Source organism: Mesorhizobium sp. P3_A10 (assembly GCF_056403175.1).
In genome coordinates this window covers 595588-608257 of record NZ_JBFUFZ010000002.1, presented here as the reverse complement: position 1 = coordinate 608257, position 12670 = coordinate 595588, and the positions used below count along the sequence as shown (strand labels likewise).

Here is a 12670-nt window from a genome sequence, read left to right as displayed (position 1 = left end):
AGGGGGACATACGGAAACCATGAGTTTGCAGAGCATGACCGGTTTTGCGCGCGCTGTCGCCGAACAGGACGGCACGTCGATCGCCTGGGAGGTCAAGTCGGTCAACGGCAAGAGCGTCGAGGTCAGGCTGCGGCTGCCGCAAGGTTTTGAGCGGCTGGAGCCGGCGGTCAGGCAGACGTTGCAGAAGCGCTTTTCACGCGGCAATTTCCAGGCGACGCTGACCATCGGTCGCGCCGCCGGCACACAAGCCCAGCCGGTGGTCAACGAAGCCTTCCTGCAGGATCTGGCCGGACTGGCCACGCGGCTGCAGGAACAGTTCGGTGTGGCACCCGCGACGGCCGACGGACTGCTGGCCCTGCGCGGCGTGCTCGACATTCCCGAAAGCACTGAAACCGAGGAGGCGCGGGCAGCCCTCGATACGGCGATAGTGTCGGCGCTGGAAGTGGCGCTGGGCGGGCTGGAGCTGGCGCGCCAGGGCGAGGGCGCCGCACTTGCAGCGCTGCTGTCCGGCCACATCGACGCCATCGAGGCGCTGACGCTCAGCGCCGAGGCCGATCCGTCGCGCGAAGCGGCGGCGATCCGCGAACGCATCGCCGAGCAGGTCCGGCTGCTGATGGACGCATCGGCCAATCTAGACGCCAGCCGCCTGCACATGGAAGCGGCGTTTCTCGCCACCAAGGCTGACATCCGCGAAGAGATCGACCGGCTGAAGACGCATGTGGCGTCGGGCCGGGCACTGCTGGCAAATGGCGGCGCCATTGGCCGCAAGCTCGATTTTCTGGCGCAGGAATTCAACCGCGAATCGAATACGCTGTGCTCGAAGTCGAACGCTGCTGCGGTGACCGCCATCGGGTTGGAGCTGAAGGCAGTGGTCGACCAATTTCGCGAACAGGTCCAGAATCTGGAGTAACCCCGATGGCCGCCAAGGATGTAGGTTCCCGCATTCGCCGTCGGGGGCTGATGCTGGTCTTGTCGTCGCCGTCCGGCGCCGGCAAATCGACGATCGCGCGCAATCTGCTGGAAAGCGATTCAAGCCTCGAACTGTCGGTCTCCGTCACCACACGGCCGCGCCGCGGCTCAGAGATCGAGGGTGTCCACTACCACTTCCGCACCATGCGCGAGTTCGAGCGGCTGCGCGATTCCGACGCGCTGCTCGAATGGGCGGAGGTGCACGGCAATTGCTACGCGACGCCGCGCGAGCCGGCCGAACTGGCGCTGGCGCAAGGCCGCGACATGCTGTTCGACATCGACTGGCAAGGCGCCCAGCAGCTCAAGGAAAAGATGCGCGCCGACATCGTCTCGATCTTCATCCTGCCGCCGTCGATGAAGGAATTGAAGGCACGGCTGAAGCGCCGCGCCGAGGACCAGGAATCGGTGATCGAGATGCGGTTGAAAAACGCCCGCAACGAGATCGAGCACTGGAAGGAATATGATTTCGTCATCATCAACGACGATCTCGACCGCGCCTTCGCCGAGGTGCGCGGCATCGTCACCGCAGAGCGGCTAAGGCGCGACCGCCGACCGGGCCTGTTCGATTTCGTCTCAGGCCTGCTCGACGAGAAGACGGATTAGACCGCCTACCCGAGACCTAAGCGCGCGCATAGGCCGCCAGGCCTCTCGATAGGGCGTCGAACACCAGACGCACCCTGCGCACCGCCTTCAGACCTTCATGCATGACGACCCAGGCCTTTCATCGTGCTCCTGGCCCGAGATCGAGCGGGCCAGAGCATTGGCGGTGGCGGCCATGGTCTGCGCGAAAGGATATGCCGCGTGAGCAGCCTCCGTGGGCACCAGGCCTGCCTTGGATCGGGTGAACAACACGCAGCCCAGGGCGGCTTCGAGCTCGGCAATTTGTTTCCTGACCTTGGGCTGCGCGCTGTCAAGCGCGCGTGCGGCCGCAGACAGGCTGCGATTGTGCATCACGGACAAAAAGGTCACGTACAGATCCCAGTTGGGAGAAGCCGTCATGGTCATTTTCATTCGAAGCGCTGGTTATGTTGCGACGATAGACTCGAAGCTGAATGCCAGGCAATGTTCGTGTGTCATTGATTTTTTTGAGGTATTTGAACTGTGACCAGCAACGCCATTCTACCCGGCTCGCGCTCCTCCTCGTCGCCGTTCGCGGTCACCGGCGTCCCACGCATTCTGCTTCGCCTTGAGGGATTGGCCGCTGTCGCCGCGGCGGTGTGGGCCTATCAGCTGTCCGGCGGCAGCTGGGGCTGGTTTGCCGTATTGCTGCTGGTACCCGACCTTTCGATGTTTGCTTTTCTTGCTGGTCCGCGCGCCGGTGCCATCGCTTACAACGCAGTACATACCTATGTCGGACCTGGTCTGGTGGCCGCATTGGCTTGGGTGGCGCATGCGCCCTGGTTCGTCAGCCTGGCACTGATCTGGGTCGCGCATATCGGCATAGATCGTGCGCTGGGCTATGGCCTCAAATATGCGACTGCGTTTTCCGACACGCATCTTGGCCGCATCGGCCGGGCGACGCCGAACAGCGCCACGTGACGGCAACGGTTCGGCTTACACCGCGTTGGTCAGCCGCACGAATTCCTCGACGCTCAAGGTTTCCGCACGCCGTGTCGGATCGATGCCGGCGCGGGTCAGCAGGGCTTCGCCGCCGAGGCTCTTGACGCTCTGCCGCAGCATCTTGCGGCGCTGGCCGAAGGCCGCTTCGGTGACGCGGCCGAGCTTCTTCACCTCGGTGGGCAAGGGGCTGGCACGCGGCACCAGATGCACCACCGATGACGTCACTTTGGGTGGCGGCGTGAACGCTTGCGGCGGCACGTCGAAGGCGATCCTCGCCTCCGTCCGCCAGCCGGCCAGCACGCCCAGCCGGCCATAGGCGTCGCTGCCGGGGTTGGCCGCGATGCGCTCGGCCACCTCGCGCTGGAACATCAGCGTCATCGAGGCATAGAAGGGCGGCCACTCGGCAATTGTCAGCCAGCGGATCAGAAGTTCGGTGCCGATATTGTAAGGCAGGTTGGCGACGATCTTCACCGGCCCCCCGCTCCCAGGCATGCCGCCTCCTGACCACTCCTGGGCAAGGGCGGCGAAATCCGTCTTCATCGCATCGCCGGCAATGATCTCGAGCCGGCCGGGATAGTGGTCCGACACCTCGGCCAGCGCCGCCAGGCAGCGCTCGTCGCGCTCGATGGCGACGACGCGGCGGGCGCCGGCAAGCAGCAGCGCCCGGGTCAGCCCGCCGGGACCGGGGCCGACCTCGATCACCGTGCAGTTTGTCAGCTCGCCGGCGGTACGCGCGATCTTGCCGGTGAGGTTGAGGTCGAGCAGGAAATTCTGGCCGAGCGCCTTCTTCGCCTGCAGCCCATGGCGCTCGATCACCTCGCGCAGCGGCGGCAGCCCGTCGATGCTCATGTCCGAGGGCTCATGCGGCTGCGACCTTCGTTCCGGTATTGGCCAGCCTGCGGGCGAGGACCAGCGCCACGATCAGGCTGTCGGCGCGCGCTATGCCCTTGCCAGCGATGTCGAAGGCGGTGCCATGGTCGGGCGAGGTGCGGATGAAGGGCAGGCCGAGCGTCACGTTGACCGCCTCGTCAAAGGCCAGTGCCTTGGCCGGGATCAGCGCCTGGTCGTGATACATGCAGATCGCCACATCGTAGCCCGCGCGGGCGCGCGCATGAAACATCGTATCGGCCGGCAGCGGCCCGAAGGCGTCGATGCCAAGCGCGCGCAACATGTCGATCGCCGGGCGGATGATGCGCTCGTCCTCGCTGCCCATCGCACCGTCTTCGCCGGCATGCGGGTTGAGCCCGGCAATGGCGAGCCTTGGCCTGGCGATGCCGAAACGACTTGCAAGATCGGCGGCGGTGATGCGGCAGGTGGTGACGATCAGCTCTGCCGTCAGCGCCTTCGGCACCTCGGCCAGCGCGATGTGGATGGTCACCGGAACGGTGCGCAACTCAGGCCCGGCCAGCAGCATCACCGGCGTCACCTCGACGCCGCTGTGAAGCGACGCCAGATGCGCCAGATATTCGGTGTGGCCGGGGAAGCCGAAGCCGGCATCGTAGAGCGGCTTCTTGGCGATCGGACAGGTGACGACGGCCGCGGCCCGGCTGGCAAGGCAGTCGGCCACGGCGCGGTCGATGGCCTCGATGGTGCCGGCGGCATTGGCCGGGTCCGGCCGGCCGGGACTGTCGATGAAGCGGGCAACCAGCGGCACGACGGGCAGGGCGCGGCGAAAGACGCGTGCCGCTTGCACCGGCGTCGTCTCAACGATCGTCACATTGGCGCCGAGCCGATGCGCGCGCGCGGCAATCAGCGACGGGTCTGCGAGCAGGTAGAACGGCGGTACACCGGCGGTGTCGCGCGCCTGCCACGCGGCAATGGCGATCTCCGGCCCGACGCCGGAAGGATCGCCGACGCTCAGCGCCAGCGGAAGCTCTGCGTCAAGCACGGCCAAGCCAGGTCAGCGCTGGACGATGCGGGCTTTCTTCCGCAGCTCCTCGACATACTTCACGCTGAGCTCGTCGGCGTTCTTGTCGGTGCTGCCTTCGGCCTGGAACACCATCTGGGCGACCTTGTCGTCGGAGACTTCGCGCGACGAACAGATGCCGATGAACTCGACGCCACGATCCGTCTCGCGCGTGGTGGTGGCGCCGCCGACCTTGGTGGCCTTGATCTGCTCGGCCCAGTCCGGTGGCAATTGCGGCGCCAGCACCCGGCCAAGATCGCGCACGGTGACGTCGATCAGGCCCTTGGCGAATTCTCGCGTGGTGTTGCAGCCGTTGAAGCGGGCGCGCATGGCGTCGGCCTCGCGCTTGCGCTTGGCCAGCGTGGCGCCCCGCTCGGCCGCCGGCACCACGAAGATGACCTGCTGCAGCATGTATTCGGTGGCGCTTGGCTTGGTGCCGCCTTTCTCGAGCATCTTCTTGACGAGATCCTGTTCGCTGACTGCCCCGCCGCCGCTGTCCGCGCGGTAACGCGCGCTGAGTGCCTGGTTCCAGGCCATCTGGGCGCGGATGAACTCCTTGAAATGCTCCTTGCTGACGCCGGACTGCGCCATGACGCCGTCAAGCTGCTTGAGCTGCATCTTGTTGGTCGAGGCAAAGCGCTGATAGGCGGCCTCGACCTGGGCGTCGGTGACGCGGATGCCGAGGCGCCTGGCCTCGGTGACGCGCAGCGTCTGGTCGACCATTTCCTTGGCGGCGTCGCCCTTCTTGTGCTGCAGGCGCAGGAACGCGGCCCGGTGCGCGATGTCGCCGGTGGTGATCGGTACGTCGTTGACGACGTATTTGATCTCGCTGGCGAAAGCCGGCGGCGTCATCATGGTGATCGAGACCGAAGTCGCCGCCACAAGCAGCGCGAAACCTGCCGAAAAGAGGTATTTCCTCATCGAAAGCATCCCAAATCTATCCTGGTTCCCGACCAACCCCATGCCAAGGGGCCAAACCCGTGCCTGCTTTATGCGGCAAAACGATGTCGCTGGCGCCGCGTGCGTCCACTCCGGGACGCACAAAATACGCTCTAACATTTTGAAACCAAACACCGCGCTTTTCCTGACCGCAAGGTCAGCGCAGCAAAATCAATTTTCGAACTTCGGACGATTCGTTAGCCGGTCGTTACTGGATCGTGTCGACGGCGCTGGTGGACGAACCGAAATCGCCCAGCGTGCGGAACGACAGGTTGAAGCCGACATTCTGCGACACTTCCTTGGTGACCGAGTCGCGCGATTCCGAGAACGTCATCAAATAGGTGAAGCAGGAATCATTGTAGGCAAAGCCGACCCCGTCCTTGACCAGCACGCTTTGCTGCAGGTCATAGGTTCCGGTGCCGAAGATGCGCCAGTTCTCGGCAAGGTGCGTCGAGGCGCCAAGTGTGACCTCGTGACGGTCGGTGGTGAAGCCGTAGAGCGGCTGCGCCTGGATGAAGGCGTATTTTGCACTCAGCGAAATCGGCAGGCCGGAATAGGCCGCCTTCACCTCGGCGCGGCGAACCTCGAAGCTCTGCTCGTCGAAACGGCCGCTGAGCGAACCGGAGAAGCCGCTGGGGCTGTTGAAGCCGACGAGGCCGACATAGTCGGAGGTAGGCTTGTCGAGGCCCGAAGCAACACCAGCATTGACCAGGTCTGGCGCGGTGAACGAATTCTGGCCGGCCAGCTGGTAGGACTGGCCGAAGATCGCATTGGTGCTCCAGCCATTGTCGTAGGCGCCGGAGTAGCGAAAGCCGACATTGGCGCGGGTGCCGCCTTCCATGCGGTCGTAGCCGGAGAACTTGTCGCGTTCGAACAGCGTCGTGGCATCGAAGACGAAGCTCTGTGCGTCCTCATTGGGAACGCTGAGGCCGCCAACATATTGCTCGTTCGGGCGCATGAAGACTTGTGCCATCGGTTCGACGATATGGCTGGAGCCGGGCATCGAGAACAGCACCGGCCAGCGCATTTCAAGCCCGGCGGTCGCCATATAGCGAGCCAGCGACGACCGCATGTCGTCGTCGACGTTGATCCGAGGATCTGTGGCCATGGCGTTGACAGCGGCCAGCGAGGCCGAGGATGCGGTGAGGTAGTTGGCGTCGCCGCGTAGCGCCAGCAGCGGCGTCAGCTGCAGGCCGCCATCGGTGGTGAAGGTGCGCTTCCACTCGGCCTCGGCTGTGAGGCGGCCGGATTCGCCCTCGATGCCACGCACGCGCTGGGTGCCCGAAGCCGGCACATAGGGGGTGAAATAGGCTTCATCGAGATCGTCGCGGCGGATGACCCGGGCGTTGACGTTGAACGACAACTGCCCGCCGGCCACCGACATGTCGGGGATGTAGGCATAGTCGAGCGATGGCAGCACCCATGGCTGCTTGTCGGCGCGTGCGGTGATGTTGCTGTCGAGGGTGTTTTCCTGGACCTGGAACCGCATGGCGCGCACGTCGAAATAATTGCGGCCGTTGAGGCCGGTCAGGTAGACCGTCGACTGATGGACGGCGTCGTTGTAGCCTTCGATGGCATAGGTGCGCGAGAAGTTCTTGTCGGACTGCAGCATCACATCCCAGCCGAAATCCCAGCGCGGGTTGATGGCGAACTGGCCCTTGGTGCCCATCATCCCGCGGAACTTGTTCGGGTCGCCGACGGCACCGGAATTGACGTTGTTGCCACTGCTGTCGATGAATTCGTCGGGATTTTCTTGCCGGATGCCGGCGATCTTCAGGCTGTACTCGCCATTGTTGAAGCGCTGGCGCCACTCGGCCTCGCCGAGGAAACCCTGCTTGGTATAGCCGCTGCCGGTGACGGTGAGATCATAAGTTGGCGACAGCGCGAAATAGTAGGGGATCTTGACGCCGATGCCGAGGTCGCTCTTGTAGACGATGCCGGGGATCAGGAAGCCGCTCTTGCGCTTGACCGTCGGGTCGGCGATCTCGAACGCCGGCAGGTAGGCCAGCGGAAAGCCGAAGAACTCGAAATTCGCGTTCTCGAAGCGGACCGTCTTCTTCTCGCCGTTCCAGATGATCTTCCTGGCCTTGACGCGCCAGGTCGGCGCTTTGTCCGGCTTGTCCTCGCACGGTTCGCAGGCGGTGTAGACGCCGTTGTGGAAGGTCGTCAGCACGCCGCCCATGCGCTCAGCGCTCTCGGCGGCGAAATAGGCCTTTTCCGGGGTTTCGACGCGCAGCGCGTTGACGAAGCCGTCGGCGAAATCGTCGGTGATGTCGATATGGTCCGAATTGATCTTGGTGCCGTCGCTGTTGACGATTTCAACAGCACCGCTGGCAACCAGGCGCTTGGTGTTGCGGTCGTACACGACCCGCTGGGCGACCAGGCGATTGCCGCCATAGTCGATCTGGACGGCGCCAACGGCGGTCACGGTCTGGTTGTCGTTGTTGTAGACAAGCGTATCCGCGGCCAAAAGCATCTGCGTGCCGGCCGGAACCTTCGACGCCATGTCGGTGACGTCCTGCGCCAGGGCAGGGGTCATCGGCACGGCGCATGCGAGCAGGCATGCCAAGGCGCTCGCCCCATAAAGGCGCGCCAAACCGGCCTGCCTATGGCTGCGCAAAACCGCCTCCCTCACTAGCCGTCTTCCTTGTATAGCAGGAATGTCACCCCGAAGAACATAGCCACGACAACCGGAACCCATGCAGCCACGGCTGTGGGCACGAATCCCGCAACGCCGAATGCCTTGACCAGCACCGAAACGACATAAAGCAGAAAGCCGGCCAGGACGCCACCCAGAATCATCGTTGCCGACTGCCCCATCCTCGCAAATCGCATTGATACTGTTGCCGCAATCAGCGTCATGGCGACAAGCAGGAACGGCAAAGCCACCAACGAATCAAACTGCATGGCGAAGGCATTTGCCTTCAGGCCGAAGGAACGGGCAACCTCAATCTTACCCGGCAGCTCGTAGAAAGGGATGGTTTCCGGGCGCGCCAGCCGCTCCTGCACGAATTCCGGCTTGAGATTGGTCACCACCCGGTCGCTGGGCAGCGACTGGACGGTGCCGTTCTTGAACACCTTGACGTCCTGCAGCTCCCAGTAGCCGTCGCGCAGGAAGGCCCGCGCCGCATCCTTGCGTTCGACGATGTCGCCTTGCGGAGACAGGACGAAGAAGACGGCGTCGGACATCTCGAGGCCCTGGTTGAGAATGGCGCGGGCGCCGATGATGGTGTCGCCGGAGCTGGTTTTCTGCCGGATCCAGGGCGTCGCGTCGGGCGAAACAGCGTTCGATTTGCCGGAGCGGAGCTGGGTTTCGATCTGTTCGGACCAGGAGAAGGCGTGCGCGGCAATCGGATTGATGATGCCGACCGACAACACCCCGAACAAGAGCGCGCCGATGCAGCACGGCAACAGGAACTGCCAGGCCGAAACACCGGCCGAGCGCGCGATGACCAGCTCGTACTTGCGGTTCAGCGAGACCAGCGTCGCCATGGCCGAGAACAGGCCGACGAACGGCACCGTCTGCAGCATGATCATCGGCATCCGCAGCGCTGAAATGGCGAATGCCGAGCCATAGGTGAAACCCGGCAAGCCGACGATGCGGCCGGAAAGCTCGGTGAAATCGATCAGGAACACCAGCGCCAGCAGGCCGATGAAGAACCACACCGTGATCGCCACATAGCGGAAGAAGAAGTAGCGGCCCAGAGTCCAGCCCATCAGCTTGTCCAGCCCATCAGCCGATTCCCTGCCCGGACGCGCCGCGCCTGGCGAAGCGCAGCTTGACGGCGGTCCAGCCGTCGCTGACGCGGGTGGCGAAATTGGTCATCCAGTCGGCCCAGGCGCCGGGGAGTTCCATGGCCCGGTTGGAGACGATGAACCAGATGGCCACCAATGAAGCCACGATCGGCACGCCGTAGACCATATAGGCGTATTGCGGGATCTTGTCGGCCTTGCCGGCGGCGAAGAAGCCGAGCCAGCGCACGAACAGTGCAATCGCAATGGCCGTGATCAGCGGATGGATGCGCGCCTCACGGTGCGAGCGCGCGTCACCGGCCACCGCCAGCGCAATCAGCGCGAACACCAGCGAGTACGACCATTCGGAAAAACGCTGGTTGACTTCGGCGCTGTAGCGACCCGGCTGGCGCTGGAACATCTTGTCGTTGGGACTCGGATTGAGCAGGTACTGCGTCGTGCGGTCCTTGGGCAAAAGCGTGACCTCGTTCGCCGCCGACATGAACGCCGAGAGGTCGAAGGCATAGGAGGAAAAGCGGATGACCGAGAGGTCGCCGGTCAGTGTCTTGCGATGGATGACGCCGTCATTCATCATCAGCACCTTCTCGTTGCCGCGTTCGACGACGCTGCCGGTCTTGGCGTAGTAGACCAGATCTGCGCCTTCCTCGCGCGAATCGGCGACGAAGATGCCGCCCAGCCGGTTGTCGGGAAGCCGTTCGCCGATCTGCAGGAACAGGCCCTCATCGATCTTGCGGAAAGTGCCTTCCTGGATGATCAGCGACAACAGATCGGCGCGCGACGACGCCACCAGCTCGCGGTTCTTCTGCCGCGCATAGGGCTCGACGCCATTGTCGACCGAGAAGGAAAAGACCGCCGCGCCCAGCGCCAAAAGCATGATCGGCCGCACGATGGTCCAGCGCGAGGAACCGGCGGCGTTGATGACGGCCAGTTCCGAATCGGAATTCATGACGCTGAGCGTCTGCGCGACCGCCACCACCAGGGCGAACGGCACCACGATCGGAACGATCGTCGGGATGATCAGCGCCGCGACCTCGAAGAAGGTCAGCGCCGACTGGCCGCTGTCGGTGACGAGGTCGATCTTGGCAAGCACCTGCGTCGTCCACACAATGGCCAGCGTCCAGACCAGCGCAGCCAGGAACACCGCCAAAGCGCGACGCATGATGTAGCGTTCAACGACCTTCATCTAAGGCTTTTCTCGATTTTGCCGAACGGCATCATGCCTGCCGACAAGGTAGTCGTCCGCAGGCGCCTGTACAACTGCTTCCATCTGGCGGTTCGATTCGGTCCCGTTCCACATCGCCGTCCCGCATGCCGGAGTGTCGGCGGCAATGGATAAGAAAGGGCGAACATCAATGGTTAACAACAGGTTGCGGCAAGAAGCGGGGCCGTGCCGCGACGAATCGCCATCGATTCAACCGCGCATATGGGATGCAATTTCGGCAAAGTCTTGCCAAATGCCGGAAAACGACCAAATGTCGCGCACACTTCCCCGAAAGCCTAGCCGTTCCCCGAAAGCAGGACCTGATGAATTCGAGACCTTCGATCGCCTTCGCCAAATTTGCCGCGCCCAAAAAGGGTAGCGTCTTCGTGCTGGCGGCCGACGATGGCGGCCTTGGCGAGCCGGCAAAGGCCTGCGATCCGGCCAAAACCCTCGACCGGGCGTTCCCGGTGGCCGATTTCACCGGCAAGTTCGCCAGTCTCGTCGAAGTGCTGGCGCCGGAGGGGACGGCGCTCGACCGGCTGGTGGCGATCGGCGCCGGCAAGGTGTCCAGCCTCGACGACTATGCATGGCTGAAGCTTGGCGGCACCATCGCCGCCTCCTTGCGCAAGGCGGCCGAAGTGGCCGTCGTGCTCGACGTGCCGGGCGCCACCATTGCCGGCAGCCAAGCGGCGAGCGTTGCCGCGGGCATCCTTCTGCGTGCCTATGCCTTCGACAAGTACAAGACCAAGAAGGACAAGGATAACGGCAAGAACGAACCGAAGAAGCCGGTCAAGGTGACCATCCACACCGCCGACCCTGCCGCAGCGAAAAAGGCTTTTGCCGACGAGGTGGCGGTGATCGACGGCGTGCTTCTCGCTCGCGATCTTGTCAATGAACCGGCCAATGCGCTGGGACCGGTGGAATTCGCCGCCCGTGCCAAGGAGTTGGAGGCGCTCGGCGTCAAGGTCGAGATCCTGGCCGAGAAGGAGATGAAGAAGCTCGGCATGGGCTCCCTGCTCGGCGTCGCCCAGGGCTCGCCCCGCGGCGCCCGCATGGCCGTCATGCAATGGAATGGCGGCAAGGCCAAGGACGCACCCGTGGCCTTTGTCGGCAAGGGCGTCACCTTCGACACCGGCGGCAATTCGATGAAGCCGGCCTCCGGCATGGAAGACATGAAGGGCGACATGGGCGGTGCCGCCGCCGTCACCGGGCTGATGCACGCGCTTGCCGCGCGCAAGGCGAAAACCAATGTCGTCGGCATCATCGGGCTGGTCGAAAATGCCGTCGACGGCCATGCGCAGCGCCCCGGCGACATTGTCACCTCAATGTCGGGCCAGACCATCGAGGTGCTCAACACCGACGCCGAAGGTCGTCTCGTGCTGGCCGACGCGCTGTGGTACTGCAACGACCGCTTCCAGCCGAAATTCATGGTCAACCTGGCGACGCTGACCGGCGCCATCATGGTCGCGCTCGGCCAACATTATGCCGGCCTGTTTTCCAACAATGACGAACTGTCGGAAAAGTTGACGGCGGCCGGGCAGGCGACCCAGGAGCGGCTGTGGCGCATGCCGCTCGGGCCTGAATACGACAAGCTGATCGATTCCAAGAATGCCGACATGAAGAACATCGGCGGTCGCTATGGCGGCGCCATCATCGCCGCGCAGTTCCTGCAGCGCTTCGTCAAGGAGACGCCGTGGGCGCATCTCGACATCGCCGGCACCGCCATGGGTTCGCCGCCGAGCGAGATCAACCAGTCATGGGGTTCCGGCTTCGGCGTCAGGCTGCTCGACCGGCTGGTGCGTGACAACTACGAGGGATAGGCTTTCAAGGCGCAATCATGGCCGACGTCCTGTTCTACCACCTGACTGAATCGACGCTGGAGGACGCGCTTCCCGGCCTCTTGGAGCGCAGCGTCGATCGCGGCTGGCGCGCCGTGGTGCAGACGGGCACCGAAGAGCGGCGCGATGCGCTCGACCAGCACCTTTGGACTTTTCGCGACGATTCGTTCCTGGCCCATGCAACGGATCGCGAAGCCTTTCCGGCGGAGCAGCCGATTCTGCTGACCACCGGCCAGGAGAATCCGAACGAGGCAAAGATACGCTTCCTGGTCGACGGCGCGATGCCGCCGGAACTTGCCGGCTACGAACGCGCGGTATTCATGTTCGACGGCCACGACGCCGTCCAGGTCGAGGCGGCGCGGGGGCACTGGAAGACGATGAAGGGCGCCGGCCACGCCGTGACCTACTGGCAGCAGACGCCGGACCGGCGCTGGGAGCGCAAGGCTTAGCAAGACCCTGGCGGGTGGCGTCTCATCTCAATTTGTGCAAAGCGTGGATTGAGAA

12 protein-coding genes are annotated in these 12670 nt (G+C 63.9%); 5 read left to right on the top strand and 7 right to left on the bottom strand.

The features are described from left to right. Nucleotides 1–19: 19 nt before the first annotated feature. Both AC1DXU_RS09785 and gmk read left to right on the top strand, forming a co-directional pair. On the top strand, nt 20–910 hold the full coding sequence (locus AC1DXU_RS09785; RefSeq protein ID WP_477367536.1) for a YicC/YloC family endoribonuclease: 891 nt from the start codon (nt 20–22) through the stop codon (nt 908–910). A 5-nt stretch (nt 911–915) separates the two neighbouring features. Beyond that, nucleotides 916–1572: a guanylate kinase gene (gene gmk / locus AC1DXU_RS09780; protein ID WP_477248296.1), complete on the top strand. Its 657-nt coding sequence runs from the start codon at nt 916–918 to the stop codon at nt 1570–1572. Nucleotides 1573–1659: 87 nt separating this feature from the next. Here gmk and AC1DXU_RS09775 read toward each other — a convergent pair whose 3' ends face one another. Continuing rightward, nucleotides 1660–1980 (bottom strand): LysR family transcriptional regulator, encoded by a 321-nt coding sequence (locus AC1DXU_RS09775; protein WP_477367533.1) that lies wholly within the window; start codon nt 1978–1980, stop codon nt 1660–1662. 90 nt (nt 1981–2070) lie between these two features. Here AC1DXU_RS09775 and AC1DXU_RS09770 point away from each other — a divergent pair, with 90 nt between their 5' ends. After that, entirely contained in the window at nt 2071–2508 is a 438-nt protein-coding gene (locus AC1DXU_RS09770) for a DUF4260 domain-containing protein (RefSeq protein ID WP_477367530.1), read from the top strand. Between the two features lie 15 nt (nt 2509–2523). Here the strand turns inward: AC1DXU_RS09770 and rsmA are convergent, their stop codons facing one another. The 6 genes from rsmA to lptF all read right to left on the bottom strand — a co-directional run bounded on the left by rsmA (nt 2524) and on the right by lptF (nt 10310). Then, nucleotides 2524–3378, bottom strand: coding sequence for a 16S rRNA (adenine(1518)-N(6)/adenine(1519)-N(6))-dimethyltransferase RsmA (rsmA, locus tag AC1DXU_RS09765; RefSeq protein WP_477367527.1), 855 nt, complete (start codon nt 3376–3378; stop codon nt 2524–2526). Nucleotides 3379–3388: 10 nt separating this feature from the next. Beyond that, the gene (gene pdxA / locus AC1DXU_RS09760; protein WP_477367524.1) at nt 3389–4417 is read right to left on the bottom strand and encodes a 4-hydroxythreonine-4-phosphate dehydrogenase PdxA; all 1029 of its coding nucleotides are present in this window, start codon (nt 4415–4417) and stop codon (nt 3389–3391) included. A gap of 12 nt (nt 4418–4429) precedes the next feature. After that, the gene (locus AC1DXU_RS09755; RefSeq protein ID WP_477319456.1) at nt 4430–5365 is read right to left on the bottom strand and encodes a peptidylprolyl isomerase; all 936 of its coding nucleotides are present in this window, start codon (nt 5363–5365) and stop codon (nt 4430–4432) included. A 217-nt stretch (nt 5366–5582) separates the two neighbouring features. Next, nucleotides 5583–8009 carry an LPS-assembly protein LptD gene (locus tag AC1DXU_RS09750; protein ID WP_477367521.1) on the bottom strand — a complete coding sequence of 809 codons (2427 nt, stop codon included), beginning with the start codon at nt 8007–8009 and terminating at the stop codon, nt 5583–5585. Then, entirely contained in the window at nt 8009–9094 is a 1086-nt protein-coding gene (lptG, locus tag AC1DXU_RS09745; protein WP_477368924.1) for an LPS export ABC transporter permease LptG, read from the bottom strand. Before lptG ends, AC1DXU_RS09750 begins: the two co-directional genes overlap by 1 nt. A 13-nt stretch (nt 9095–9107) precedes the next feature. Next, nucleotides 9108–10310 carry an LPS export ABC transporter permease LptF gene (gene lptF / locus AC1DXU_RS09740; RefSeq protein ID WP_477367519.1) on the bottom strand — a complete coding sequence of 401 codons (1203 nt, stop codon included), beginning with the start codon at nt 10308–10310 and terminating at the stop codon, nt 9108–9110. A 341-nt stretch (nt 10311–10651) separates the two neighbouring features. On the opposite strand from lptF, the gene AC1DXU_RS09735 reads away from it, so the two are divergent. Next, nucleotides 10652–12148 carry a leucyl aminopeptidase gene (locus AC1DXU_RS09735; protein WP_477367516.1) on the top strand — a complete coding sequence of 499 codons (1497 nt, stop codon included), beginning with the start codon at nt 10652–10654 and terminating at the stop codon, nt 12146–12148. 17 nt (nt 12149–12165) lie between these two features. Continuing rightward, a complete protein-coding gene (locus AC1DXU_RS09730; protein ID WP_477319448.1) occupies nt 12166–12615 on the top strand; it encodes a DNA polymerase III subunit chi in 450 nt (149 codons plus the stop codon). Nucleotides 12616–12670: the final 55 nt, after the last annotated feature.

Bases quoted from the DNA above. Each gene is read 5' to 3' on its own strand.
- AC1DXU_RS09785 (WP_477367536.1), top strand. From the start codon at position 20: ATGAGTTTGCAGAGCATGACCGGTTTTGCGCGCGCTGTCGCCGAACAG.
- AC1DXU_RS09735 (WP_477367516.1), top strand. From the start codon at position 10,652: ATGAATTCGAGACCTTCGATCGCCTTCGCCAAATTTGCCGCGCCCAAA.
- AC1DXU_RS09775 (WP_477367533.1), bottom strand. From the start codon at position 1,980: ATGAAAATGACCATGACGGCTTCTCCCAACTGGGATCTGTACGTGACC.
- rsmA (WP_477367527.1), bottom strand. From the start codon at position 3,378: ATGAGCATCGACGGGCTGCCGCCGCTGCGCGAGGTGATCGAGCGCCAT.
- AC1DXU_RS09730 (WP_477319448.1), top strand. From the start codon at position 12,166: ATGGCCGACGTCCTGTTCTACCACCTGACTGAATCGACGCTGGAGGAC.
- AC1DXU_RS09755 (WP_477319456.1), bottom strand. From the start codon at position 5,365: ATGCTTTCGATGAGGAAATACCTCTTTTCGGCAGGTTTCGCGCTGCTT.
- lptF (WP_477367519.1), bottom strand. From the start codon at position 10,310: ATGAAGGTCGTTGAACGCTACATCATGCGTCGCGCTTTGGCGGTGTTC.
- gmk (WP_477248296.1), top strand. From the start codon at position 916: ATGGCCGCCAAGGATGTAGGTTCCCGCATTCGCCGTCGGGGGCTGATG.